General features: G+C 62.2%; 22 protein-coding genes. 8 read left to right on the top strand and 14 right to left on the bottom strand.

All coding sequences use genetic code 11. From position 1 onward, the window contains the following. Nucleotides 1–69 precede the first annotated feature (69 nt). The 6 genes from KI797_RS03280 to ruvA form a co-directional block, all read right to left on the bottom strand. Nucleotides 70–381 carry a cyd operon YbgE family protein gene (locus KI797_RS03280; protein WP_043128864.1) on the bottom strand — a complete coding sequence of 104 codons (312 nt, stop codon included), beginning with the start codon at nt 379–381 and terminating at the stop codon, nt 70–72. Continuing rightward, complete coding sequence (gene cydX / locus KI797_RS03275) at nt 368–484, bottom strand: cytochrome bd-I oxidase subunit CydX (protein ID WP_005331536.1); 117 nt, start codon at nt 482–484, stop codon at nt 368–370. The genes KI797_RS03280 and cydX overlap by 14 nt, the downstream gene beginning before the upstream one ends. 14 nt (nt 485–498) lie before the next feature. Beyond that, nucleotides 499–1635, bottom strand: coding sequence for a cytochrome d ubiquinol oxidase subunit II (cydB, locus tag KI797_RS03270; protein ID WP_226171421.1), 1137 nt, complete (start codon nt 1633–1635; stop codon nt 499–501). Nucleotides 1636–1647: 12 nt separating this feature from the next. Further along, a complete protein-coding gene (gene cydA / locus KI797_RS03265; RefSeq protein WP_041206745.1) occupies nt 1648–3204 on the bottom strand; it encodes a cytochrome ubiquinol oxidase subunit I in 1557 nt (518 codons plus the stop codon). 936 nt (nt 3205–4140) lie between these two features. Then, nucleotides 4141–5151, bottom strand: coding sequence for a Holliday junction branch migration DNA helicase RuvB (gene ruvB, locus KI797_RS03260; RefSeq protein WP_005331532.1), 1011 nt, complete (start codon nt 5149–5151; stop codon nt 4141–4143). Nucleotides 5152–5226: 75 nt separating this feature from the next. Further along, complete coding sequence (gene ruvA, locus KI797_RS03255; protein WP_041206746.1) at nt 5227–5841, bottom strand: Holliday junction branch migration protein RuvA; 615 nt, start codon at nt 5839–5841, stop codon at nt 5227–5229. A gap of 256 nt (nt 5842–6097) precedes the next feature. Between ruvA and KI797_RS03250 the strand changes: the two genes are divergently transcribed. Next, a complete protein-coding gene (locus KI797_RS03250) occupies nt 6098–7822 on the top strand; it encodes a proline--tRNA ligase (protein ID WP_226171420.1) in 1725 nt (574 codons plus the stop codon). A 94-nt stretch (nt 7823–7916) separates the two neighbouring features. On the opposite strand, the gene KI797_RS03245 is transcribed toward KI797_RS03250, so the two are convergent. The 3 genes from KI797_RS03245 to KI797_RS03235 form a co-directional block, all read right to left on the bottom strand. Then, entirely contained in the window at nt 7917–8597 is a 681-nt protein-coding gene (locus KI797_RS03245) for an SDR family oxidoreductase (protein ID WP_226171419.1), read from the bottom strand. A 140-nt stretch (nt 8598–8737) separates the two neighbouring features. After that, the gene (locus KI797_RS03240) at nt 8738–9367 is read right to left on the bottom strand and encodes a TIGR04219 family outer membrane beta-barrel protein (RefSeq protein ID WP_226172987.1); all 630 of its coding nucleotides are present in this window, start codon (nt 9365–9367) and stop codon (nt 8738–8740) included. 92 nt (nt 9368–9459) lie between these two features. Continuing rightward, nucleotides 9460–9900 carry a copper chaperone PCu(A)C gene (locus tag KI797_RS03235; RefSeq protein ID WP_226171418.1) on the bottom strand — a complete coding sequence of 147 codons (441 nt, stop codon included), beginning with the start codon at nt 9898–9900 and terminating at the stop codon, nt 9460–9462. 89 nt (nt 9901–9989) lie between these two features. Between KI797_RS03235 and KI797_RS03230 the strand changes: the two genes are divergently transcribed. Next, complete coding sequence (locus tag KI797_RS03230) at nt 9990–10745, top strand: enoyl-CoA hydratase-related protein (RefSeq protein WP_226171416.1); 756 nt, start codon at nt 9990–9992, stop codon at nt 10743–10745. Here KI797_RS03230 and KI797_RS03225 read toward each other — a convergent pair. Further along, nucleotides 10738–11166, bottom strand: a complete 429-nt coding sequence (locus tag KI797_RS03225) for a DUF2753 family protein (RefSeq protein WP_005331514.1) — start codon at nt 11164–11166, stop codon at nt 10738–10740. The two genes, KI797_RS03230 and KI797_RS03225, sit on opposite strands and share 8 nt — an antisense overlap. Before the next feature lie 292 nt (nt 11167–11458). On the opposite strand from KI797_RS03225, the gene KI797_RS03220 reads away from it, so the two are divergent. Beyond that, the gene (locus tag KI797_RS03220) at nt 11459–12124 is read left to right on the top strand and encodes a CatB-related O-acetyltransferase (RefSeq protein ID WP_226171414.1); all 666 of its coding nucleotides are present in this window, start codon (nt 11459–11461) and stop codon (nt 12122–12124) included. A gap of 36 nt (nt 12125–12160) precedes the next feature. Here KI797_RS03220 and KI797_RS03215 read toward each other — a convergent pair whose 3' ends face one another. Next, a complete protein-coding gene (locus KI797_RS03215; RefSeq protein ID WP_226171413.1) occupies nt 12161–12868 on the bottom strand; it encodes a ParB-like protein in 708 nt (235 codons plus the stop codon). 174 nt (nt 12869–13042) lie between these two features. Between KI797_RS03215 and KI797_RS03210 the strand changes: the two genes are divergently transcribed. The 4 genes from KI797_RS03210 to KI797_RS03195 all read left to right on the top strand — a co-directional run bounded on the left by KI797_RS03210 (nt 13043) and on the right by KI797_RS03195 (nt 17267). Continuing rightward, nucleotides 13043–14647, top strand: a complete 1605-nt coding sequence (locus KI797_RS03210) for a peptide ABC transporter substrate-binding protein (RefSeq protein ID WP_226171412.1) — start codon at nt 13043–13045, stop codon at nt 14645–14647. A gap of 110 nt (nt 14648–14757) precedes the next feature. Further along, entirely contained in the window at nt 14758–15057 is a 300-nt protein-coding gene (locus KI797_RS03205; protein WP_005331508.1) for a hypothetical protein, read from the top strand. 167 nt (nt 15058–15224) lie between these two features. Then, nucleotides 15225–16784, top strand: a complete 1560-nt coding sequence (locus KI797_RS03200; protein WP_226171411.1) for a methyl-accepting chemotaxis protein — start codon at nt 15225–15227, stop codon at nt 16782–16784. 147 nt (nt 16785–16931) lie between these two features. After that, nucleotides 16932–17267 (top strand): hypothetical protein, encoded by a 336-nt coding sequence (locus tag KI797_RS03195; protein ID WP_226173208.1) that lies wholly within the window; start codon nt 16932–16934, stop codon nt 17265–17267. Nucleotides 17268–17319: 52 nt separating this feature from the next. Here KI797_RS03195 and KI797_RS03190 read toward each other — a convergent pair whose 3' ends face one another. After that, the gene (locus tag KI797_RS03190) at nt 17320–18540 is read right to left on the bottom strand and encodes a DEAD/DEAH box helicase (protein WP_226171410.1); all 1221 of its coding nucleotides are present in this window, start codon (nt 18538–18540) and stop codon (nt 17320–17322) included. Between the two features lie 188 nt (nt 18541–18728). Then, the gene (tpx, locus tag KI797_RS03185) at nt 18729–19229 is read right to left on the bottom strand and encodes a thiol peroxidase (protein WP_025325781.1); all 501 of its coding nucleotides are present in this window, start codon (nt 19227–19229) and stop codon (nt 18729–18731) included. A 223-nt stretch (nt 19230–19452) separates the two neighbouring features. Here tpx and KI797_RS03180 point away from each other — a divergent pair, with 223 nt between their 5' ends. After that, nucleotides 19453–21885, top strand: coding sequence for a zinc/cadmium/mercury/lead-transporting ATPase (locus KI797_RS03180; protein ID WP_226171409.1), 2433 nt, complete (start codon nt 19453–19455; stop codon nt 21883–21885). Between the two features lie 195 nt (nt 21886–22080). Here the strand turns inward: KI797_RS03180 and pulA are convergent, their stop codons facing one another. Continuing rightward, entirely contained in the window at nt 22081–26142 is a 4062-nt protein-coding gene (gene pulA / locus KI797_RS03175) for a pullulanase-type alpha-1,6-glucosidase (protein ID WP_226171408.1), read from the bottom strand. Nucleotides 26143–26335: the final 193 nt, after the last annotated feature.

Raw genomic sequence — 26335 nt, 5'->3', positions numbered from 1 at the left:
CAAAACCACAGCCGCACTGCGGGGTACAAAAACAGAGGGAGGCAGAAAATGTCTGGCCTCCCTCGGTGTTTATGGCAGGTAATAACTGCTGGTCAGCCAGAGCCCGTACAACAGGCTTGGCAAGGCGAGCCAGGGGAAAAACAGCAGGCGCCCAACCAGGCTGCGGGGGTGGAACCCCAGTCCGTGCATGACGCCGCAACAGACCGCCCACATCAACCAGGGGGCCAGCCAGAGACCGTGGTCACTGGTGTTGGCGGCGATCAGATTCGGTGCCTGCAAGATGGCGACGCCCAGCAGGGCCGCCGCCAGCAACATCAGACCTTGCCATGGCTGGCGCTCCAGGGGAGCGGCCAGCCGGGCTAGCCTGTCACTTGTCTTCATCGATCTGACGATCCAGGTTCTCGGTGTGCTCCAGCCAGAGCGCATTGATGATCCCAAACGCACAGGCCAGCAACAGCCCCAGGATCCAGGTGAAATACCACATATCAGGGCACCTTCTTAGTAGAGCGATTGTTGGTTGTCTTCGATGTGCTTGTTGCTCACCCGGCCAAACATCTTGATGTAGGTCCAGATGGTGTAAGCCAGCACTGTCGGTACGAAGACGACTGCGACTACCGTCATCACCTTGAGGGTGTTGAAGGAGGCGGTGGCATCCCACATGGTCAGGCTCTGGGACGGCTCCAGGCTGGAGGGCATCACGAACGGGAACATGGAGAAGCCCGCGGTCAGGATGATGCCGGCAATGGCCAGGGAGGAGAACAGGAACGCCATCCAGCCCTTGCCCAGCTTGGCCGCAAGGGCGGTCAGCAGGCTCATCACCAGACCCAGCACGGGGGCGGCAATCATCCAGGGATAGAGGTTGTAGTTCTGCATCCAGGCACCGGCCTGCACCACCACTTCCTTGTGAAGCGGGTTGGTGACGGCGTCGGTGGCGACGGCACCCACTATCACATAGCCATCCATGCCGCTCACCCAGACACCGGCCAGGGCAAACAGCACCAGGGTCAGCAGGGAGAAGATCATAGCGGCGGTGCGGGAGCGGACCAGCACTTCACCTTCGGTCTTCATCATCAGCCAGGCAGCACCCTGGGTCACTATCATGAACAGGCTCACCAGACCGGCCAGCAGACCGAACGGGTTGAGCAGGCCGAAGAAGTTGCCGTGGTAGGTCAGCATCAGGAACTGGTTGAAGCTGAACGGAACCCCTTGCAGCAGGTTGCCGAAGGCCACCCCAAAGATGACGGGGGGAATCGCACTACCGGCGAACAGCGCCCAGTCCCAGCTGGTGCGCCACTGGGCACCTTCCTGCAGGGAGCGGTACTTGAAGCCGACCGGACGGAAGAAGAGCGCCATCAGGGTCAGGATCATGGCGATGTAGAAGCCGGAGAAGGCCGCCGCATAGACCATGGGCCAGGCCGCGAACAGGGCACCGCCCGCGGTGACCAGCCAGACCTGGTTGCCCTCCCAATGCGGCCCCATGGTGTTGAGCATCACCCGACGCTCCACATCCTTCTTGCCGACGAAGGGGAGCAGGGCACCGACCCCCATATCGAAGCCGTCGGTGATGGCGAAGCCGATCAGCAGCACACCGACCAACACCCACCAGACCAGACGCAACATTTCGTAATCAAACATGGGTTACTCTCCTTATGCCTTGCTCTGTTCGAAGTGGTACTTGCCCGTCTTCAGGCTGCTTGGGCCCAGACGCGCATACTTGAACATCAGGTACATCTCGATGATCAGCAGTACGGTGTAGAACAGGCAGATCCCGATCAGGGAGAACCAGATCTCGGACGCAGGGATATTGGATGCGGAGACTGAGGTCGGCAGCATCTCGGCGATGGTCCAGGGTTGGCGACCGTACTCGGCGACAAACCAGCCTGCCTCGATGGCGATCCAAGGCAGCGGGATGCCGTACAGCAGCGCCTTGAGCAACCACTTGCGCTCACCGATCTTGTGGCGAGTGCTGTCATAGAAGGCCAGACCGATCAGCACCAGCATCAACATGCCGCAGGCAACCATGATGCGGAAGGCGAAGAACAGCGGCAGTACCTGCGGGATGGAGTCATCCACGGCGGCCTTGATCTGATCGTCGGTCGCGTCGGTCACGTTGGCGGTGTAACGCTTGAGCAGCAGACCGTAGCCCAGATCCTGCTTCACCTCGTCGAAGCGAGCGCGGGTCTCGTCTGACTTGTCGCCGGATTGCAGCTTGGTCAGCAGATCGTAGGCGGTCATGCCGCTGCGCACGCGCAGTTCATGCTCGCTCTTCAGATCCTTGAGACCGGTCACCTGACCGTCCAGGGAACGGGTCGCTATGATGCCGAGGGCGTAGGGGATCTTGATGGCGTAGTCGGTGCGCATCTCTTCCTGGTTCGGGATGCCGAACAGAGTGAAGGATGCGGGAGCCGGCTCGGTGTTCCACTCGGCCTCGATGGCCGCCAGTTTCACCTTCTGTACTTCCCCGGTCTCGTAGCCGGACTCGTCACCCAGGATCAGCACGGAGAGGATGGAGGCCATGCCGAACGCGGCCGCGATGGCGAAGGAGCGACGGGCGAAGGCCACATCACGATTCTTCAGCAGGTAGTAGGAGGAGATGCCCAGCACGAACATGGCGCCCGTGGTGTAGCCCGCCGCCACCGTGTGGACGAACTTGACCTGGGCCACCGGGTTGAACACCAGCTCCGCGAAGCTCACCATCTCCATCCGCATGGATTCGAAGTTGAACTCGGCACCGACCGGGTTCTGCATCCAGCCGTTGGCGACCAGGATCCAGAGGGCGGAGAGGTTGGTCCCGAGTGCCATCAGCCAGGTTGCCGCCAGATGCTGGCGCTTGCTGAGGCGATCCCAGCCGAAGAAGAACATGCCGACGAAGGTGGACTCCAGGAAGAAGGCCATCAAGCCTTCGATGGCCAGCGGGGCCCCGAAGATGTCGCCGACATAGTGGGAGTAATAAGCCCAGTTGGTACCGAACTGAAACTCCATGGTGAGCCCGGTGGTAACCCCAAGGGCGAAGTTGATACCAAACAACTTGCCCCAGAACTTGGTCATGTCCCGGTACACAGTGTTGTTGGTCATCACATAGACAGACTCCATGATCGCCAGAATGAAGGCCATTCCCAGCGTCAGGGGTACAAACAGGAAGTGATAAAGGGCCGTCGCAGCGAATTGGAACCGCGATAGGTCTACCACATGCTCAGCAATCATGATGTTTCCTCACCGATTATTGGCACGGCTATTTTAAGTTTTAAGGACAAAGCTTCCATTGGAAGTCCCCGAACGGTCGGTCACGCCTCGCGGACCGATCGGATTCGAATGCCACCACATTAACAACAAGGCAATATACGAGAACAAAAAAAGCTAATGTTTAACATCTTTCAAACAATAACTGTGGTTCTATTCTCGCCTATAATGATCGCTGTTTTATATCACCTTTATTTGATTGAAATCAATGTAAAACCATCATCAATACATGCCTTTTCAAGGCAACTTAAGAGCCGGTAAATATTAATTGTGCGAGCCTCATCACAAAAAGAATAAACGCATAAATTATTGATTTAAATCAATTTTAAAAAGAAACCAAATGGTTTCAATTCTGTTAATGAAATAGTGAGCGCCATAAGCAGCGCGCTCATTATTCCATAATTTAAAAAATGGCCCGCCTCATCAAGAAAGCAATTTAAAACCAACAAAAACACATCTTTATGCGAGTAATTCACTTCCGTGAATTCATTACTTTATCTAATCAAAAGCCCATAGATTTTCTTGTTTGTTCCACCCGACAAGAGCTCCTACAATGCGCCTCGCAGTGAGGGCATACCTCTGGATACAGGCCGGTCATTCCGGGTTCCCGGTACGTATTCGATGAACATTTCGAACCTGTTTGTTGGGATTAATGATGAAAAAGTTTGTTGCCAAGACCATCCGCTACTACAAGCTTTCGTTCGTTCAACTCTATCAAATGAACCGACTCTGAGGCCTCGCGACGGCTCCTTTGTTTTTTTCCGACCGGTCTGCAGACGCACTCACTGTCTGTGAACATCCATCCTGAATTGTCTTTGCCCACCGCATCCGCCGTGGGCTTTTTTTTACCCGGATAATAAAAAACCGCCCTTGGGGCGGTTTGTCGTTCAAAGGCTGCTTTTACTGCTCATCTGGCCGTTGCAGGCCAAAGTGAACATAAGCTCTCGGTGTCGCGATCCGCCCTCTGGGTGTACGTTGCAGATAGCCTTGCTGGATCAGATAAGGCTCCAGCACGTCCTCTATGGTGTCCTTCTCCTCACCGATGGCGGCGGCCAGGTTGTCGAGGCCCACGGGTCCCCCCATAAACTTGTCGATGACGGCCAACAATAGCTTGCGGTCCATGAAGTCGAACCCCTCATTGTCCACGTCCAGCATGTCCATGGCTCGGGCAGCTATGGGTCCATCAATACGCCCATCGGACTTCACCTGAGCAAAATCCCGCACTCGTCTTAACAAACGGTTAGCAATCCGCGGAGTCCCCCGGGAACGGCGAGCAACCTCCAGCGCACCATCCCCCGACATGTCGAGCCCGAGACAGCGGGCGCTGCGGGAGACGATGTCGGTGAGATCCTTGACGTTGTAGAACTCCAGCCGCTGGACGATACCGAAACGATCCCGCAGCGGGCTCGTCAGGGAGCCGGCCCGGGTGGTGGCACCAATCAGGGTGAAGGGGGGGAGGTCCAGCTTGATGGAGCGGGCGGCAGGTCCTTCCCCTATCATGATGTCGAGCTGATAATCCTCCATGGCCGGATAGAGCACCTCCTCCACCACGGGGCTGAGGCGGTGAATTTCATCGATGAACAGCACATCATTCGGCTCGAGGTTGGTGAGCAGGGCCGCGAGATCCCCCGCCTTTTCCAGCACGGGCCCCGAGGTGGTCTTGATGCTGACCCCCATCTCGTTGGCGACGATGTTGGCCAGCGTGGTCTTGCCGAGCCCGGGCGGGCCGAAGATCAGCAGATGATCGAGGGCCTCCCCGCGCTGGCGGGCGGCTTCGATGAAGATCTCCATCTGGTCACAGACGTGATCCTGGCCGGTGTAATCCGCCAGCTTCCTGGGCCGGATGGCCCGATCGATGACTTCGTCCTCGCGGGCGGCGCCGGCCGAGATAAGACGATCCGCTTCAATCATGGGCTACCTCACGCTCTGCGTCCCCACTGCCACCGTCGAGTGATGCAGGATGATCCGCTTGCTTCATTGTCATTCTCACACCAGGCTGCGCAGGGATTCGCGGATGATGGCTTCGACCGACATGCCTTCACTGGCCACCTTGGCCACGATCTGGCTCGCCTGCTGGGGTTTGTAACCGAGCGCCACCAGAGCGCTGGCCGCTTCTTCGCTCGCATCGGGCGCACGCAGCTGGCTCTCCTGGGCAGGCAGGGTGATTTCCGCAGGGGAGAAGAGATCGTGGCTGACCCAGCCTTTGAGCCTGTCTTTCATCTCCACCACCAGCCGCTCGGCGGTCTTCTTGCCCACCCCGGGCAGCTTGACCAGAGAGCTTATCTCCTCGCGCTCCACACTCAGCACGAACTGGGTGGCGGTCATGCCGGAGAGGATGGCCAGCGCCAGCTTGGGACCGACTCCGTTGGTCTTGATCAGCTCGCGAAACAGCGCCCGCTCCTGCTTGTGGTTGAAGCCATACAGCAGTTGAGCATCTTCGCGTACCACGAAGTGGGTGTGAATGACTGCTTCCTTCCCGAGTTCGGGCAGATCATAGAAGCAGCTCATGGGCATATGCACCTCATAACCCAACCCCCCCACTTCGATCAGGACCTCAGGGGGTTGTTTCTCGATGATGACGCCTCTCAAGCGACCGATCATGTTCTCTTCCTCGCCACGCAGACTCTTGCAAATTGGGTCATAGCATAAAGAATAACTGGATAAGTATCCAGCATAGGGCTTGCCCCGCGATCTCCCGCTCGCCCTCCCCTGCCCAGGCTCCAGGGCCCGTGCCAAAGCGGCCCCTTTCCCTCCGCCTGACTGAATTTAGCCCTTGGGCCACGGGGCTCAGCCTGTTAAAATTCCGCACTTGAAATTTTCCAGGGCCAAGGGCCCGAACTAGCGAAGGTCTACCGCGATGCGTACCAGCCAATATCTGCTTTCCACTCTCAAGGAAACCCCCTCCGACGCTGAAGTCATCAGCCACCAGCTGATGCTGCGCGCCGGGATGATCCGCAAACTGGCCTCCGGCATGTACGCCTGGCTGCCAACCGGTCTGCGGGTTCTGAAAAAAATCGAGAACATTGTTCGCGAAGAGATGAACAATGCTGGTGCCATCGAAGTCTCCATGCCGGTGGTGCAACCCGCCGAACTGTGGCAGGAGTCCGGCCGCTGGGATGACTACGGTCCCGAGCTGTGCCGTCTGACCGACCGCCACAACCGTCCCTTCGTGCTGGGCCCGACCCACGAAGAGGTGATCACCTCGCTGATCCGTTACGAAGTGAACAGCTACAAGCAGCTGCCGCTCAACCTCTACCAGATCCAGACCAAGTTCCGCGACGAAGTACGCCCCCGTTTCGGCGTGATGCGTGGCCGTGAATTCCTGATGAAGGATGCCTACTCCTTCCACATCGACAAGGAGTCTCTGGTCGATACCTACGAGAAGATGCACGCCGCCTACTGCAAGGCGTTCACCCGCATGGGTCTGAACTTCCGTCCGGTGCAGGCCGATACCGGCTCCATCGGGGGTACTGGTTCCCACGAATTCCAGGTGCTGGCCGAGAGCGGTGAAGACCTGATCGCCTTCTCCGACAGCTCTGATTATGCCGCCAACATCGAGATGGCCGAAGCGCTGGCGCCGGCGGGTGAGCGCGCAGCTGCTACCGCGGCCCTGACCAAGGTTGCTACCCCGAATGTTCACACCATCGACGAAGTGGCCGCCTTCCTGAACGTGGCACCGACCGCCATCGCCAAGACCCTGCTGGTACTGGCAGAGGAAGACGATCACGGCAAACAGGCCGTCATCGCGCTGGTACTGCGTGGCGACCACGAGCTGAACGAAATCAAGGCCGAGAAACTGGCTGGCGTTGCCAACCCGCTGACCTTCGCCAACGACGAGCAGATCAAAGCTGCCGCCGGTTGCGATGCAGGCTCCATCGGCCCGGTCGGCTTTGCCGGTCGCATCATTGTCGATCGCAGCGCTGCCCAGCTGAGCGATTTTGTTTGCGGTGCCAACGAGACCGGCTTCCACCTGACCGGTGCCAACTGGGATCGCGACATCGCTACCTACGAGGTTGCCGACCTGCGCAACGTGGTGGAAGGCGACCCGAGCCCGTGCGGCCAGGGCAAGCTGCTGCTCAAGCGCGGTATCGAAGTGGGCCACATCTTCCAGCTGGGTACCAAGTACTCCGAAGCGATGAAGGCGAGCGTGCTGAACGAAGGCGGCAAGTCCGTCACCATGGAGATGGGTTGCTACGGTATCGGGGTTTCCCGTCTGGTGGCTGCCGCCATCGAGCAGAACAACGACCAGTACGGCATCATTTGGCCGGAAGCCATCGCTCCGTTCGAAGTGGCCATAGTGCCGATGAACATGCACAAATCCGAGCGCGTGGCCGAGCAGGCACAGCAGTTCTACACCGAGCTGAAAGCCGCCGGTGTGGATGTGCTGTTCGATGACCGTAAAGAGCGCCCGGGCGTGATGTTCGCCGACATGGAGCTGCTGGGCATCCCGCACGCCATCGTCATCGGCGATCGCGGTCTGGACAACGGTGTGGTGGAGTACAAGTGCCGCCGCTCCGGCGAGAAGCAGGAAGTGGCCATTGGCGACATCATTACCATGCTCAAGGCCAAGCTGGGCCGTTAATCCCGACCTCTTCCCGATATAAAAAAGCGCGCCATTTGGCGCGCTTTTTGTTTCTGTGTGCTCTGACGACCACAACCGGATGACGGGCTTCGCCTCAGGGATTGCGACCGATAAAGAGGTCGGTCACGTGGCAGCTGCTTCTGGCTTCCAGTGCGTCGAGCATATAGGCCGCCGCATCTTCCGGGGTCATGAAGCCGCTGAGGTCCACGTGATCCGAGTTATCCCAGAATTCGCTGCGGATCCCGCTCGGATAGAGGTTCACCAGCCGCAGCGGCGAGCCTTTCAGCTCGGCCCGCAAGGATTCCAGAAAGCCGCGCATGCCCCATTTGGAGGCGCAGTAGAGGCTCTCGTTGGCCTTGCCCACCTGCGCGGCGGAGGAGAGCACATTGGCCAGCACCCCGCCTTTCTCGCCGATCAGCCGCACCGTCTGCTGGGCCACCAGAATGGTGGAGATGAGATTGCTCTCCACCACCCGGCGGATCTGCTCGGCGGTATAGACACCGACCGGGCCAAACTCGCCGACCCCGGCGCAGTGGATCACCATGTCGGGCAGGCCGCCCCACTCCACCGCTGCGGCGAAGGCAACGTCGACCTCTTCATGGTGCGCCAGATCGGCAGCGATGCCGATCACCGCGCTGCCGAGCAGTTGTTCCTGCTCCTGCAGTCGCTGATAACGGCGCCCCATCATGGAGACGCGATGACCGCGTTCTACCAGTCCGATGGTCAGAGCACGCCCAAGGCCGGAGCCCGCGCCAGTCACTATGATATGGCCCATATCCTTACCCCTTGGCAATGGACGGTTCTGTCGACGTACCCATCATGGGCTTATTCCAGCCGCTGGGCACGGCTCAGGCCGGAACATGCGCCCGTCACCAGTGATGTGCCACACGTTCGTTGTCCTTAACCGTACCGCCTTTAGAAGCGGAACGCGCCACCGATGAACCAGCCTTCTATCCCCTGATCCATATCGGCGATGTCGATAGCGGCATCACGCCAGCCGGCACGGATCTGCACCGGGATGGAGGGGAACTGATAAGCCGCTCCAAGCCGGTAGTCATAGTGATCGCCGTTCTCGATGCGAGCGTCGCCGAATAAGGAGAAACCTGTGCCCGGCAGCATCACTTCGGCGCCGGTATAAGCCATCAGCTCACCCTCGTCGTAGGATTCGTTCAGGGTGTGGAACTTGCCGTCGTATTGACGACCGGTCAGGCCCAGATCGATCTTGAACAGGTCGTTGTTCAGCAGACGATAGTAGAGGGTCAGATCATAGGCTTCGAGATCGTTGTTGAATGAACCGCCACTGGTGCTGAAATCGGTGATCTCGAACTTGGCGTTCGGTAGCAGGAAGATGTCGTGCTCGACTTGCAGGTAGCCAGTCCAGTTGTACTGGTCATCATAGCTGCCGTTGGCATCCACACCATGGATGCTGCCGCTGCCCTGGGAGTTCCAGCTATCGACACCCGCCGCGAAACGCCAGTCATCGGCAGCCATGGCGGCTTGGCTGAAGAGGGCCAGCAGGCTGGCGGCAATCAAAGTCTTTTTCATCATATCGTTCCCTTGTGGACTGGAAAGGCCATCATTTTACCCGGTGAGCAAGGAATACCTAGAGTAAAAAGCTGAACAAGCGTCCATTAATGTCAGTGCTGCATGCCTTTCATCGGCTCGACCGGCTTCACCGGCAGACTCAGACTGAGGGTTTGACCATCATCCAGGGTCAGCGTCAGCGGGAAGGGCGTGCCCTGGGAGAGCTCACGCACTTCGAACAACATGATGTGGAGACTGCCTGGTTTGAGAACGGCCTCACCCCTGGCCGGGATCTCGATGCTCTCGACCTGGCGCATCTTCATGACGCCATTTTCGTGCAGATGGGTGTGCAGCTCGGCACGGCCAGCGTCAGGGGAGGCAACCGCAGTCAGGGCCACCGGCTTGTCCCCGTCATTCTTGAGCACCATGAAGGCAGCGGTGTTGGGTGAACCCGGGGGGAGCAAGCGCACATAACCGTCGACGGCCTCGACCTTGGCCAGTGCGGGGGCTGCCAGGAGCAGGGCCAGGGTGGAATAAAACGCACGTTTAAACATGGTTGAAATCCTTTTATGATGTTGTTAAACGACGCAAAGCTTACCCCTGTGGCAAGCTTTTGACAGCCCCCGAACACAAGGATTCAGACATGGCCCTCACAATTCTGGCCGAGCAGCAGGATGGCTTGCTCCTCCTGACCCTCAACCGGCCGGACAAGCGAAATGCCCTCAACACCGACATGTACCTGGCCCTCACCGGGGCCTTTCAGCAGGCTGCTCAGGACGAGAGCGTACATGTGGTGTTGCTGCAAGGGCAGGCGGAGTGCTTCACCGCGGGCAATGATCTCGCGGACTTCATGGGCAAGAGCAGCCTGGAAGCGGATGACCCCATCCTGCAGTTCCTCCACACCCTGGCCGACTTTCCCAAGCCAGTGATCGCCGCCGTGGGCGGCCCGGCGGTGGGTATAGGCACCACCCTGCTGCTGCACTGCGATCTGGTCTATCTGGGGGACAACGCCAGGCTGCAACTGCCCTTCGTCGAGCTGGGACTGGTGCCGGAGTTTGCCTCCAGCCTGCTGCTGCCCCGTGCCGTGGGCCATCTGAAGGCGGCAGAGCTGTTGTTGCTGGCGGAGGCCATCGACGCCGGAGAGGCGCTGCGGCTCGGGCTCGCCAACCGGGTGGTGGCCGCCGATACGTTGCTCGCGTTTGCCCGCGAACAGGGGCTGAAGCTCGCGGCCAAAGCGCCGAAGGCGCTGCAAAAGAGCAAGGCGCTGCTCAAGCAGGAGCTCAGGCAGGCGGTGCATTTCGTCATCGAGCTGGAGGCCCGCGCCTTCTCCCTCGCCCTGCAAGGGGAGGAAGCACAGAGCCGCATCGCGCGGCGGCTCGGGCGCCCAGCCGCTAGTTGAGGCGGAACCGGCCTATCAGCTCGCAGCCCTGCACCTTGTCCTGCACCTGGATCAACCTGGCGATCTCGGGGTTGGGGTGGCGCTTCAAGAAGGAGAGCAGAGCGGCGCGGCAGCAGCCTAGCTCGCTGACGAGGGATTCGCACGCCCGGTTCGGGCACTGGGGCACCAGCGCCGTCACCAGCTCGGAGGCCAGCTTGAGATAGCGCAGCTCATAGGCGGGCTCCTCCATGGCGCGCCAGAAGTCAGCCATGCGGTGGCAGGTGGCGACCCGCATGCTGGCCAGTTCGTCCAGATCCCCGGACGCCAGCTCATACACCTCCCCCAGGGCCTGCTGATAGAGGCAGATGGCCGTGCCCAGTGCCCCTATGCCAAGGGCATTCTCCGCCTCCAGCATGTAACGCTGCCAGTTCTGATTCGTCATGGTCCTCTCTCCTGCCGATATGAGTGGAGCCCATATCATGGCCAATCGAGAATAAATATCAACCAGACGCTTTGTGCAGGTTTTGACCAGACGCTCCCCCTCCCCTTGGCATAATCCCTCCTATCCCTTACCATCTGGCCTCTTCTGCCAGGAGCCCTTCTTCATGCAACGACCCCGTTCATCCCAGGCGCTGGGCTGCTCCACCCTGTGCGTGCCCCGCCTGCTGGTCTGGATCTATTAGCTGCGCCAAGCCGCGCATCCAATCCAGATCCATTCAACGAGGAACACAGCCATGACCATCTGCCAACATTGGTCGCAGGTCGAATACCTGCACCTGACGGTGACCAATCCCAACATCTGCCTCAAGGGGCGACACAGCTACTACTCAGGCGCCTGGGACGGTCCCTTCGAAGAGGAAGTCGTACGTTACCTGCACGGCGACAGCTGGAGCCGCTCAGCCGACACCGGCTGGGATCCCATCTGGCACATAGACCGGTTACATCTCGGCGACTATGTGCAAATCGCCGCCGGGGTGAAGATCATCATGGGGGGCAACCACACCCACAACACCAACTTCATCAGCACCTATCCGTTTGCCGAGGTGGAGGCGCTCAAGCGCAGCTATAGACCCGCCGGTGATACCCGTATCGGCAATGACGTCTGGATAGGCATGGAAGCCATGATCATGCCGGGCGTCACCATAGGGGATGGCGCCATCATAGCGGCACGCGCGCTGGTGACTCAGGATGTGCCGCCCTATGCCATGGTAGCGGGCACGCCAGCCAGGGTGATCCGGATGCGCTTTGGCGACGACGAGATTGCCCGGTTGCAGGCGCTCGCCTGGTGGGATTGGCCGGATGACAAGGTGCAGGCCCTGCTGCCGCTGATCCAGCAAGGAGAGGTGGCTCTGCTGGAACAGGCCGCCGCCCGCTGGCAAGGAGCCAGCCAGGAAGAGTGACGCGGGGGCGCCTGGGCGCCCCTTCTTGATCCCGCGTCAGCTGCCGCTGCATGGCGGGTTGAGGCGACACTGCTTGCCGGGATAGCCGGGCAAGGCACTGGCCTTACTGTTGCAGGCCAGGCGCTTGGCCTCGGCGAGGCGATCCGCCAGATTGGCGGCATTGACCGGCTGCCACGCCATCTGCTGGCCAAGCCAGCTGGCCCAGGCGAACTCGACGAAGTAGACCTGATCCTGCTTGCTGAAGTAGCCCGCATCCTGCAGCAGGCCCGCCAGGGTACGGTAGGGATAATCCGGCAACTCACCGATATGGCCGGGCAGCTGTTCCGGAGTGAGCGGCTGACCCCGCTCATCCTTCAGCCAGGCCCAGTGGTTGTTCTGCATCTGGCTCCAGAAACTGCCCCTGTCCTGCAAGCGGGCGATCACCTTGACCCTCACTGCCTTCACCCCCTGTTGCCACAGCGCCTTGGTCAGGTGGTGCCTGTCGACCAGCCAGTAGCCACCATCGGGAGCGATGACGATGGGGATCTCTTTCTTTTTCATCAGCTTGTCGAGCTGCTTCTCGCTCTTGTCCGCCAGTTCCCGCACCGTGGTGTCGACCTGCAACTGCCCCACCCCGCCCTGAGTCGGATGCAGTTGATCTATGCTCACCTCGCACCAGCTCCCCACCTGGCTGCCCTTCTCGCAAGGGGCCAGCGCCCAGGCACCCTGGCTCAGCACACAGGCCAATAACATCCATACTCTCATCGTTTGCTCCTCTTGCCCGCACTCGGGGCGGACGCACATAGGGTTGCCGTCCCGGATATGATGGGACTCACTCTGGCGGTCTGACCAGCAAAGGGGATATCATGATTCCCCGTCTGCCGGCGATGAATTCTCGCCGAGTTTTCTCCTCGCTTCACACAATTTGAAGGATTCGCCATGAAAGGATGGAGCCCCCTGCTGGCCCTGCTGGGCTGTGCCTGTGTCCAGGCCGCCGATGTACCGGCTGGTACCCAACTCGCCGCCGAACAGGCCGTCGTGCGTCATCTCAAGGACGAACCGACCAGCCTGAGTCCGCTCAAGCTGGTCGGCCTGCCCGAGCTGCAAGTGCTCAGAGACCTCTATGAGGGGCTGCTGACTCAGGGGGAGGACGGCAAGGTGCTGCCCGGTGTGGCCGCAAGCTGGGAGAACAAGGACAACCGGCAATTCACGTTCCATCTGCGGCCGGATGCCCGCTGGTCCAACGGGGATCCGGTGCGCGCCGCCGACTTCGTCTATGGCTGGCGCAAGCTGGTGGATCCCAAGGAGGCGGCCACCTTCGCCTGGTTTGCCCAGCTGGCCCACTTCGACAAGGTGGACGAGATAGTCGAGGGCAAGCTGCCTCCCGAGGCGCTCGGGGTGAAAGCCGTGGATGACCATACCCTGCAGGTGACGCTCTCCCAGCCGGTGCCCTACTTCCTGAGCCTGCTGACCCACCCCAGCCTGTCTCCCCTGCACAGGGCCAGCATGGAACAATACGGCAACCAGTGGACCCAGCCCGGCAAGCTGGTGGGCAACGGCGCCTTCGTACTGAGCCACCGGGTAGTGAACGAGAAGCTGGAGCTGACTCCGAACCCCTACTACTGGGATCGCGCCCATACGGTGCTGACCCGCGTCACCTTCGTCCCCATCAACCAGGAGAGTGCCGCCACCCACCGCTATCTGGCCGGGGATCTGCACATCACCGAATCCTTCCCCAAGGAGCAGTACCAAAGCCTGATGGCCCAGATCCCGGGAGAGGTCTATACCCCGGAGCAACTCGGTACCTACTACTACGCCTTCAATACCCAGCGCCCGCCCCTGAATGACGTGCGGGTCCGCCAGGCGCTCTCCTACACCATCGACCGGGCGCTCATCGCCGACAAGGTGCTGGGCACGGGGGAAAAACCCGCCTATCACTTCACCCCGGATGTGACCGCCGGGTTTGTTCCCAAGCCCAACCTGCTCTCCACCAGCAGTCAGCAGGCGCTGGACGAGAAGGCCAGGGCGCTGCTGAAAGAGGCAGGCTATGGCCCGGACAAGCCCCTTGAGCTGACTCTGCTCTACAACACAGCGGAAATTCACAAGAAGATGGCGCTGGCCATTGCCAACCTGTGGAAGCAGAAGCTGGGGGCTCGGGTCGAGCTCACCAATCAGGAGTGGAAGACCTACCTCGACAGCCGCCAGAGCGGCCAGTTCGAGGTGATCCGCTCCTCCTGGGTCGCCGACTACAATGACCCTTCCGCCTTCCTCGGTCTGTGGGGCTCCCACCACAGCGGCAACATGGCCCGCTTCGCCAACCCCGGTTACGATGCCTTGCTGACCCGGGCGGCCAGCAGCCGGGATGAGGGTGAACGGGCACGCCTGTTCGACGAGGCCGAAACCATCTTGCAGGAGGAGGCGCCGATCGCCCCCATCTACCAATACACCAACGCCCGTCTGATCAAGCCCTGGCTCAAGGGCTATCCCATCAACAACCCGGAAGACGTGGCCTACAGCCGCCAGCTCTACCTCGTCAAGCACTGAGTCAGAGGGGGCCGGCGCGGCTGGCCCCCTCTTCGCACTGTTCCAATTCAAGTTCCCGGCATAAAATGCCGCCTCTCTGTCGTCCATCAGCCCGTTGAATCGATCTCCCTATGCGTTGTCTGCTCCTGCTTGCCCTGTTCTCTGCCCTCCCTGCCAAGGCCGCCAATGAAACCGAATGCCGCCAGGCCTTCCTCGAATGGATGCTGAGCCAGCAGAAGCAGTTCAGCGATCGCAAGGCCAGCAAGATGGAACGGCGCAACGCCGAGCGGGCCATCGATCAGGCCCGTGACGAGTTCGCCAAGCAGGAGAGCTTCTGCCAGGCCATGGCCTGGGTCTCCCGCGATCAGGGTCGGGATCCCCGCTTCCAACCCAGGACGGGAGAGATCCACGACTTCACCCCCCGCAGTTGATCCCGCGCTGAAGTCGCCCCCCATCTACTACTTTTTTCAGTCGTCATAGTGTTGATTTATTGACCCAAGCCAAGATAACCACTTGGGTCGCCCCTACAATGAAGCCGTAACGACAACACACAATAAAAATAAATTTATCAGTTACTTGGCTCATTCAGGATGCGCACATGACCACCACCCGGCAAGAAGGGGAGATCCGTTTCCCCGACCACATATCATTGATTTCGACCACGGACCCCACCAGCCACATCACCTATGCCAACCAGCACTTCTGCGACGTGGCTGGCTACAGCGCCGCCGAGATGGAAGGGGTCCCTCACAACCTGGTTCGCCACCCCGACATGCCCAGGGCCGCCTTCGCCGATATGTGGCAGCGACTGCAGCAAGGCAAGAGCTGGATGGGACTGGTGAAGAACCGCGCCAAGAGCGGCCAGTTCTACTGGGTCAATGCCTATGTCACCCCCATCCTCAACGAACGGCAGCAGATCATCGAATACCAGTCGGTACGCACCCGCCCACAGGATCACGACATCGCCTGGGCGGAGCGACTCTATGCCCGGATCCGGGCGGGCAAGGTACTGCCCTGGCAGAGTCGCGTCACCCTGGAGCCGGGGCAACTCAGTCTGCTGCTCTCGGGCACAGCCCTGGTCGGCATGGGGGCCAGCCTGATGACGGGCCAGGCCGCCTGGGGTGGCCTCACCCTGCTCTGCCTGCTGGCCCAGATGGGGCACGGCTGGCACCTGCAGCAGCGACTGGCCCGGCTGCTGGCCATGGCGGGCGAAGAGCTGGGCACCCCCCTCTGTCAGGTGCTCTACGCCAGACGGCGGGACAGCCTGGCGGCCCTCGAACTCGTGCTGCGCATGAAGAAGGCCGAGCTCAGGGCCGTGGTGGGGCGCAGCGCCGACACCAACCAGCAGATACTGCAGGCGGCGGAGGATGACAGGGGACACATCCAGACCATAGACACCCACCTGCAACAGCAACGGGCCCAGAGCGAGCAGCTGGCTGCCGCCATCACCCAGATGAGCCAGTCGATCCGCGACGTGGCCGACAACGCCCATCAGGCCAACGCCCTGGTGAGCGAGGTGCAGCAGGTGTCGGCCAGCGGCCAGCAGGCGCTGGCGACCACCCGCGCCTCGGTCAACCGACTCCACCAGGAGCTGGATGCCAGTCAGGGCGTGCTGGTCCGCCTGACCCAGGACAGCCAGAAAATAAGCGGGATCCTGGAGGTGATCGGGCAGATTGCGGATCAGACCAACCTGCTCTCCCTCAACGCGGCCATAGAGGCAGCCCGGGCCGGCGAGCAGGGGCGCGGCTTTGCTGTGGTGGCCGACGAGATCCGGGCGCTGGCCCAGAAGACCCGCAGCTCCACCGGCGAGATCAGCGACATGATAGGGGCGCTGCAACAGAGTACCCGGCAGCTCTCCGACGGCATGACCCAGGGCGCCCAGACCTCGGTTCTCTGTCAGCAGCACATGGGGGCCACCGCCGAGGTGCTCGACCAGATCAACCAGATGCTGGCCCAGGTGACCCACACCAGCGACGAGATAGCCCAGGCCGTCAGCCAACAGGCGGATGTGACCAGCACCCTGGACCAAGGCATTCACCAGATCCATCAGCTGGCCAGCCACACCGCCGACAACAGCAGGCAGGCCCTCGATGGCATCACCCTGCTGGTGGAGCGGCTGCAAAACCTCTCCCGCCTGATCAATCAGTTCCACGACTGAGCTTGCCCCCCGTGTAGCCAGGCGCGTCTCTGGACGCGCTGCCCTTTCCCCTCCCGACACGCCGCTGACCCCTTCATCTCCTTGTCACGAAAATCTGGGTGAATGGATCCCGTTCCCCAACTCCCGGCGAGCCTCGACAAGGATCTCATGATGCCCAAGCCTCTCGGTTATGCCGCCCTGCTGAGTATGCTGTTGCTGCTCCATCTGGCCTGGCAGGAACCCTCTCCCGGCGGGGTATGGCAAGGGTGGGAAGAGGCGCTGCGGGGAAGCCTGAGCCGCCACTTCCCCCGGGCCAAGGTCAGCATGGCGCAGTGGCTGCCAGCGGAGCAAGGTGCCCGCTATCAGCAGCAGTTGGCCGAGCTGGAGCAACAGTTGGCGGCAAGCCGGGACACCATGGGCGCCGCACGCTGGCAGCAGCACAGGGCGGCGGTGCTCGGCCAGTGGCGACGGGACTTCTTCGGCCAGGAGCAGGACCAGCGCTGAGTGAACCCTCATGAGCCGGGTTCACTGTCGGCTCATGGAAGAGGTCTGTTCGTCAGGCCTTTCCCTTGAACTGCTTGACGCTGCGCTTGTTGGCGGTGCGGCGATTCGCCTGCTTGTCCCTGGGGGCTCGCTTGCCTTCCCCGCTCGCAGGCTGGTCGGTGACCGGGAAGCCTTCAAGCTCGGCCAGCGGCAGCGCACGACCGGTCAGGGTGCGGATGGCGGCGAGGGTCTCGGCCTCCCCATGGCAGACCAGGGAGAGGGCGAGGCCTTTCTGTCCGGCGCGGGCGGTGCGGCCGATGCGATGCACATAGACGGGGGCATTGGCGGGCAGGTCCAGGTTGATCACCACAGGCAACGCCTCCACGTGGATGCCGCGCGCCATCAGATCCGTGGCCACCAGCACCCGCACCCTGCCCGCCTTGAAGTCGGCAAGTGCCTGCTCCCGCCCCCCTTGTTCCTTCTCCCCGTGCAGGGCCGCCACCGCTATGCCCGCCTTGGCGAGCTTTCTGGCCACGGCGTCGGCATCGTCCCGCGCGCTGATAAACACCAGCACCTGAGGCCACTCCTGTGCCTTGAGCAAGCCGATCAGCGCCGGCACCTTGCTGCTCTTGTTGACCAGATGGAGCAGCTCCTCGATCTCGCTCACCAGGCTGTTGAGGGGGGTTGCCTCGATGCGCACCGGGTTCGTCAGCAGACCGGTGGCCAGGGTCTCGAGCTCGGTTGGCAGGGTGGCGGAGAACAGCAGGTTCTGCCGCTCGGTCGGCATGGCGTTCAACAGCCACTGGATATCGGGCCAGAAGCCCATCTCCAGCAGGCGATCAGCCTCATCCAGCACAAGGGTGCGCAGGTGGCTCAGTCCCAGCAGCCGCTGGGCCAGCAAGTCCCGCAGCCGCCCCGGGGTCGCCACCAGCAGTTGGGGCCCCAGGGCCAGCTCGGCCTGTTGCTGCTCCTGCGCCACGCCGCCACACAGGGTCAGGAGACGCAGCCCCAACGCCTCGGCACCGCCCTGCAGCGCAGCGCTCACCTGGGTCGCCAGCTCCCGGGTCGGCACCAGCACCAGCCCCTGTACCCGATCGGAGGTCGCGTCCAGCCGTTGCAGCAGCGGCAGGCCGAACGCCAGTGTCTTGCCGCTGCCGGTCTGGGCCAGCGCCAGCAGATCCTGGCCCTTCAGCGCCGCCGGAATGGCAAGCTGCTGGATGCGGGTCGGGGTGTGCAATTCGGCAGGCAAGGCGGCCAGCAGGGCGGGATCGAGGTGGAGTTCGTTAAAAGTCATGGGGCTACGCGGCAGGAAGAAGTGGGAGGCGAAGTCTAGCCAGCCTGACCCCATAAGTAAAAGGCCGGTGAGAAGAAGTGGGGGTATATGGGCCAGCGAGTCTGCTCACCTCAACCCTGAGGGCCACGGCGCCCGCAATAAAAACGGCCTGCATCAGCAGGCCGTCGGCAATCAGGGCAAGACGAAACTTACAGGGCGGCCAGGGCGGCGGCGTAGTTCGGCTCGTCGGCCACTTCGGCCACCAGCTCGCTGTGCAGCACCTTGTCGTGCTCATCCAGTACCACGATGGCACGGGCAGCCAGGCCCACCAGGGGACCGGAGGAGAAGGCCACACCGTAGTCCTGCAGGAAGGAGACGCCACGCAGGGTGGAGAGGTTCACTACCTTGTCCAGACCCTCGGCGCCGCAGAAGCGGGCCTGGGCGAACGGCAGATCGGCGGAGATGCACAGCACCACTGTGTTGTTCAGGGCGCTGGCCTGCTCGTTGAACTTGCGCACTGAGGTGGCGCAGGTCGGGGTATCGACGCTCGGGAAGATGTTCAGGATCTTGCGCTTTCCGGCGAAGGTCGCCAGGGTCGCATCGGACAGATCGCCAGCAACCAGGGAGAAGGGCTTGGCCTGCTCACCGGCAACGGGGAAGTGGCCGGAGACGGAGACGGGGTTGCCTTGCAGGGTGACGGTATTGCTCATGTTAGGTCCTTGATTATCGATGGGGGATCCAGGGTTCCCAGTATAGGCCCAGCGGCAGGGGACAAACACCCGCTAACAAGAGGGATTTGTTGCCGCCCTGTCTCGCCCGTCCCGCTGAGAGGGTGCAAAGAGGGGCTTGACCTTGGACTTAACACCAAGGTTTACACTGGGCTCAGACATAAGGGATCCCGCAGGGGCGGGATCCACTCAAGAGGGACTCATCATGAGCAAATCCTGCTGCAGCCATTCCCATGCCGCCCCCATCAAGGCGGTCAGCAAGGCCGCCCCCCATCAACACGAACACGGGCACGACAGCCACTGCTGCGACAATGCGGCCCCGGTCAGCTGCAGCGCCGGTACGGCCTCCCATGCCCATCAGGAGCAGGAGGTAAACGAATCACCGGGGGATGAAGAGCCCCCCAGAGGAAGTTGTCAGAGTCAGGGTTGCTGTGACTCGCAGCCGGCTCATGACCATAGCGACCATGCTGGTCATGATCATCAGTCGGTCGCCGACAGCCCCGAGCCCCTGGCTTCGCCGACCCAGAACAGTCGCCGCCATAGCTGGCAGGTGCTGGGCATGGACTGCCCCAGCTGCGCCCGCAAGATAGAGACCGCCGTCGGTCGGGTGGCCGGCGTGCAGCAGGCTCGTGTGCTGTTTGCCACCGAGAAGCTGGTGGTGGATCTCGCCCCCGACCTCTCCCCCGATCCCGTCACCGCAGCCGTGCTGGCCGCAGGCTTCCGGCTCAAGGGCGAGGCCAGTGCAAAAGCCGCCGATGACAAGCATCGCAGCCCCTGGCTGACGACACTGAGCAACTTGTTCGGCAAATATGGGCAACCCCTCTCCCTGGCCGCCCTGATGTTGGTGGCGGCCCTGCTGCCGGCCCAGTTTGGCCAGCCGCTCTTTACCCTGGCGACACTTTGGGGGCTCTGGCCCGTCGCCCGCAAGGCCTGGGCATTGACCCGAAGCGGCTCCCCCTTCGCCATCGAGACCCTGATGACGGTGGCGGCGCTCGGCGCCCTCTTCCTCGGGGAGACCGCCGAGGCGGCCATGGTGCTGCTGCTCTTCATGCTGGGGGAACATCTGGAGGCCTACGCCGCCGGTCGTGCCCGCGCCGGCGTCACCGCCCTGATGGCCCTGGTGCCCGACAAGGCGCTGCGCATTCGTACCACCGCAGAAGGTGAAAGACGGGAAGAGGTGGCCGCCGACGAACTGCGCCCGGGCGACATCATCGAAATCGCCCCCGGCGCCCGTCTGCCAGCTGACGCCCGCTTGCTCGACCCCCTCGGCGCCTTTGACGAGAGCGCCCTGACCGGCGAGTCCATCCCGGTGGAGCGCCGTCAGGGTGACAAGGTGCCCGCCGGCAGTCTGGCGGCGGATCGGGTGCTGCGCCTCGAGGTGGTGTCCGAGCCCGGCAACAACGCCATCGACCGCATCCTGCACCTCATCGAGGAGGCCGAGAGCCAGCGCGCCCCCATAGAGCGCTTCATCGACCGCTTCAGCCGCTGGTACACCCCGGCCATGATGCTGGTCGCCCTGCTGGTGATGCTGGTCCCGCCGCTCGCCTTCGGCCAAGGCTGGGACGAGTGGATCTACCGCGCCCTGGCGCTGCTGCTCATCGGCTGCCCCTGCGCCCTGGTGATCTCCACACCGGCGGCGGTCACCTCGGCCCTGGCGGCGGCAACCCGCCAAGGGGCCCTGATCAAGGGCGGTGCGGCCCTTGAGCGACTGGCCCACATCGATACCGTGGCCTTTGACAAGACCGGCACCCTGACTCTGGGCAAACCGCAGCTGACCGACTTCATCAGCCTCAATGGCCAGCCACAGACCGAACTGCTGGCGCTGGCGGCGGCCATCGAGCAGGGATCCCACCACCCGCTGGCCCGCGCCGTGGTGACGGCAGCCAGCGAACGGGGCCTCAGCCTCGCCGCCGCCCAGGAGCTGCGCGCCCTGCCCGGCATGGGCGTGGAAGGTCGCATCGACGGCACTCTCTGGCAACTGCTGGCGCCAAGCCGGGTCACCACCCTGGATGCCGCGATGCAGGCCCGGGTCGCCACCCTGGAGCAGCAGGGCAAGACGGTGGTGGTACTCGGTCAGCCTGATGCCGCCCCGGCGGCCTTGCTGGCGCTGCGGGACCAGATCCGGCCGGAAGCGGCTTCGGCCTTGCAAGAGCTCAACCAGCTCGGACTGCAGAGCATCATGCTGACCGGCGACAACCCGCGCGCCGCCGAGGCGATCGCCACCGAGCTGGGCATGGACTGGCGCGCGGGCCTGCTGCCGGAAGGCAAGGTAGAGGAGATTGGTCTGCTCGCCAGCAGCCGCAAGGTAGCCATGATCGGCGACGGCATCAACGACGCGCCGGCCATGAAGCGGGCCAGCATCGGCATCGCCATGGGGGGCGGCACCGACGTGGCGCTGGAAACCGCCGATGCGGCCCTGACCCACAACCAGCTCGGCGGCCTGGCCGCCATGATCCGGCTGTCCCGCGCGGCTCTGGCCAACATCCACCAGAACATAGCCCTGGCGCTGGGGCTCAAGGCCATCTTCCTGGTCACCAGCCTGCTCGGCATCACAGGGCTCTGGATTGCCGTGCTCGCCGATACCGGCGCCACCGCCCTGGTCACCGCCAACGCCCTGCGCCTGCTGCGCAAGCGCTAAGCCGGCCGTTAACGGTACAACCAACAGCCGCCCCAGCAGGGCGGCTTTTTTATTGCCTCGCCCACCACGACAAAGAAAAAGCGCGGCTGCCGGTCGGCAGTCGCGCTTTGCTTACTCTCTCGGAGTTATCCCACCCTTGGCGAGGTGGAATTCAACCCTGGGGTGCCGAGTCAGCCCAGGGCTCGATGGGGTTGCTTACTTGGCGCTGCACTCCTGGACGATGACGGTACCCACCTCGCCAGAGGTCTTGGTCGGATCGACCTTGACCAGGAAGCTCCACAGGCCCTGCGCCAGAGTCATGCTGTTGTTGCCCATGCCGCCATCGCCGTGCTGCAGCGGATAGGACTGCTCAGGCTCCAGGGCGATCAGGGTGCCACCGGCATCCTTGACGAAGAACTGCTTGCTCCAGTTGCCGTCGTCGTTGGCAAACTTGAAGTCGAAGCTGCCCGCGTAGTTGAAGGCGGCCTGATAGATGGCGAGATTGCCCTCCATCCCCTTGTAGTTCAGCTGATAGGTCGGCTGTGCGTTCCAGTCACTCAGGCTGCCGCGCACATAGAGCGGGAAGCCGAGCGGATTACCGGCGACGGTATCCAGCACCTTGCAGCCCTGCACCGGCTCGGTGTAGCTGACGCTCAAGGTCGGCTTGTCCTTGTTCATGGCGGTAAAGACGAACTTGTAGGTGCCCGCCTTGTCCACATTGAACGGCAGATCCCCGCCGTTGGCGCAGAGCGCGCTGACCTGGCCGGTTGCCAGCTGGTCGGTATCGCTGCACTTGCCGTAGTTGACTGGGCCGCCCCAGTCGCTGCCGGCGATCTTCACCTGGGTCGTCCCCAGCTGATCCGTCGTCACTTCGGTGGTGAACTCATAGGTGTAGTTGCCACTGAAGCTCATCTTGTTGACCGGATCCCAGGCCCCCAAGAAGCCACGGACAAACACCTCGGTATCACCGAAGGGTGGCAAGGTGCTCAGATCCGTCTTCTTGCTCACCGGCAGACCCGCGCCCTGGGCGCCGTTCTGCGGCTTGACGAAGACGGCGGCGGACCAGGCCCCCAGGGTCAGCTCACCGTTCCCCACGGCGGCGCCGCTGGCGATGCTGTCGACGTCGCGATGGGCACCGCTCAGCACCAGACCGGAGAGGTCGATGGGCTGATCGTCGCCGTCACGGAAGTCGCCGATGCTCTGGCTCTGGCTGGTGGCGTTGATCATCACCACCAGGCCGTCGATGGCCGGATCCAGATCCGCGCCGGCCTTGCTGCCATCGTCCACCGTCATCACGATGAGACCCGGAGTCTGATCCGGCCCGGTGTTGCGGAAGTCAACCCGCTTGATCACCTCGGCACCGCTGCCCAGACGCAGCAGGCGGGAGGATTGACGCAGCTCGGACAGCTCCTGGTAGAAGCTCACCATCTGCGCCATCTCGGCCGAACCCGGCTTGGCGTGCTGGCCGAGCACCTGCTCGATCAACTCGTAGTTGGCCTCGTCCTTGTCCTTGCGCGGCAGGCCCTTGTCGAAGTTGTTGTCGCCCAGGGTATAGTCGACCCGGTTGTACCAGTCGCCGGAGTCATAGCTGTCCCGCTCCATGGACTTGGAACGCAGCAGTTCCACCCCGGCGTGGGTGAAGGGAATGCCCTGACCCAGCATGGCTGTAGCGAGCGACACCCCCTGCATCCGCACCAGATCGGCCCCCGCCGGCGCCTTGTAGACCAGGTTGTCGAACAGGGTCTGGTTGTCGTGCTTGTCGACATAGTTCTGGATTTCGGTCGGATCCTGGGCATAGCCCGCGGGCTGACCGTTGTAGTCGATGTCGGACCCCTTCTTCGGCACGCCGTCCTTGTCGGTCAGCACGAACTCCTTGAGGTTGCCCGCCATACCGAGGCGCACCAGGTCTGCCAGGTGTTTCGCGCTATCCTCGTCAACTTTGCTTGCCTCGTTCTTGTCAACGAAGGCGCCGTTGCCAAAGCCCTGGGTTTCACGGATGGCGTCACCGCCGTCGAACGGGCTGCCGCCGCGCACCGCATCCCGCAACCGGTCGGAGAAGGAGCCGATGCCGGTACCGGCCAGGTGTTTCTGGGTCGCCTGCACGAAGCGCTTGTCATCCTGCACTTCGCCGAAGTTCCACCCCTCGCCGTAGAAGTACATGTTCGGGTTGACCTTCTTCACCTCGGCCAGGGCCTGCACCATCTGATCCTTGGGGTGGTGACCCATCAGGTCGAAGCGGAAGGCGTCGATCTTGTAGTCCCGCGCCCAGGTGACCAGGGAGTCATCCATCAGCTTGGCGAACATGGCGTGTTCAGGTGCCGTGTTGGAGCAGCAGGTGGAGTTTTCCACCGAGCCGGTCTCCGGGTTCAGGCGCTGGTAGTACCAGGGCACTATCTTGTCGAGCACGGACTTCGGCCCCAGGCCGGCCTCGTTGGTGTGGTTGTAGACCACGTCCATCACCACGTTCATGCCGATGTTCTGCTTGATGGCCATGACCATCTCGCGGAACTCCTTGATCCGGGTCGTCCCCTCCGCATCGGTGGCGTAGGAGCCTTCCGGCGTGGTGTAGTGGTAGGGGTCATAACCCCAGTTGAAGGAGTCCACCCCGCGCAGATAGCCGTACAGCTCCTGTACGACCGGGTTCTCCTTGCTGTCGCTGGCTTGCAGATCTGCCAGCACGGCCTCGATGGTCTGGCCGCCGCCACAGTGGCTCGCAAACTTGGAGTTCTTGACCTCGGCATTGACCTCGCACAGCTTGCTGAAGTCGTCGCCGATGTTGGCCACCTTGGCCGGATCCTCGTTGACGGTGGCGATGTCGAACACCGGCAGCAGGTGCAGGTGGCTGACGCCGCTCTTGGCCAGGGATTGCAGGTGCTTGACCGGCACGCTGTCGGGCTGGGTCAGGCCGAGGAACTTGCCGCGCTTCTCTGCATCGGTCGAGGCGTCGTTGCCGGTCAGATCCCGGACATGGGCCTCATAGATGGTGATGTCGGCGGGGTTCTGCTGGCTGTGGGGCGCCTTCAGGCTGTCCCAGCCGTCCGGCTTGAGGGCCGGATCGTCGAGATCCACCACCTGGCTGAACTCGGAGTTCATGGCCAGGCTCAGGGAGTAGGGGTCGGTCACCTGATAGGATTCCAGCTTGCGGCTGACCGGATGATAGACCTGGATGTCATAGCGATAGTATTTGCCCACCAGATCGCCGCCCCCCTGCACGCTCCAGCTGCCGCTGGCCTCGTCCTGTGTCATGGCGCGCTCGCCGATGGCGTTGTGCTGCTCGTCGAACAGCGCCAGTTTGACCGACTTCGCGGTCGGCGCCCACAGCCGGAAGGTGACATTGCCCCCCTCCACGATGGCGCCATAAGTCAGCTTGGTGGCCGCTTCGCTGTAGAGGGCATCGAGGGCACCGGCGCTCTGCACCAGGGTCGCGCCCTGCAAAATGCCGTCGGCATCGGTGCCGATGGCCACCAGCTCCCCCTTGAGCAGGGGCTTGAGATCTTTCCCTGACGGCAGGGCGAAAGCGGCGGCATCCTTGAGGTGCGGGTATTTGGCCTGTTGCTCTTCGGTCAGGCTGGTCGGGGTCAGCTTGAGGTAGGGGAAGTCGAATACCCCTTCGCCGTTGGCGGCTATGGTGCCGGACTCGGTGTAATAGAGACGGACATGGGGCTTGTCCTTGCCCCCTTGCCAGATCAGGGTGTTGCCGTCGATCAGGTGGGCACTGGCTCCCGCCACGCCGAAGGCGGCGGTGAAGGCCTCGGCACGGCTGCCGAAGATCTCGTTCTTGCCCGCGACGATGGCCACGGTGCGATCCGGGTGATCGCTGAAGATGACCTTCATGTCGCTGCCGGTCAGGTTCGCCAGATCGCCGTTGCGGGCAATGAAGTTGATGCAGCCTTCCATCTTGCTGAGCGGCACCACCCAGGCCGGGCCGAAGCTGTCTGCCGCTGACGGCGTCTTGCTCTTGTCATCCCAGCCGGTATTGAGACCTGCCTCTGCCGTTGCGTTGCAGGCATCGTTGTTCCACAGGTGCAGGCTGTGACCCGCGAAGGGACCGTCGACGCCACGGGCCGCGCTGCCCTGGGTGTCGACCAGGGCAATCACCGCCTGATTGGGACCGGCCACCAGTTGCTCGGCCGGAGGTTGCACATTGGGAAGACGAGCGACGGGCTCATCCTGGGGAGTCGGAGGGGTGGAGGGTGAAGAACTGTTGTCGTTACAGCCTGACAAAAGCGCGAGCAGTGAGGCTGTTACCAGCGCCACCTTGGTCTTTTTCATATCCATTTTTTTATAATTCCCGCTGTAGTTGGTCTCGATACTCGAGGTACCCGGTCGTAACCGAGCGATGCCATATTAATCAGCGGAGATTGTTGTAAATGTGAGCGGCCGGGCAAAAAAAACCAACCTGTTTCAACAAGATAACGTTTTCATAACGAAAATTGGATCGCGCTCACAGACCCGCCCCCGCTTTGGGCCC

The organism is Aeromonas media (assembly GCF_020423125.1).
Classification (GTDB): domain Bacteria; phylum Pseudomonadota; class Gammaproteobacteria; order Enterobacterales; family Aeromonadaceae; genus Aeromonas; species Aeromonas media.
Note: the sequence above shows the minus strand (reverse complement) of the source record. Positions and strands in the feature narration are given on the sequence as shown.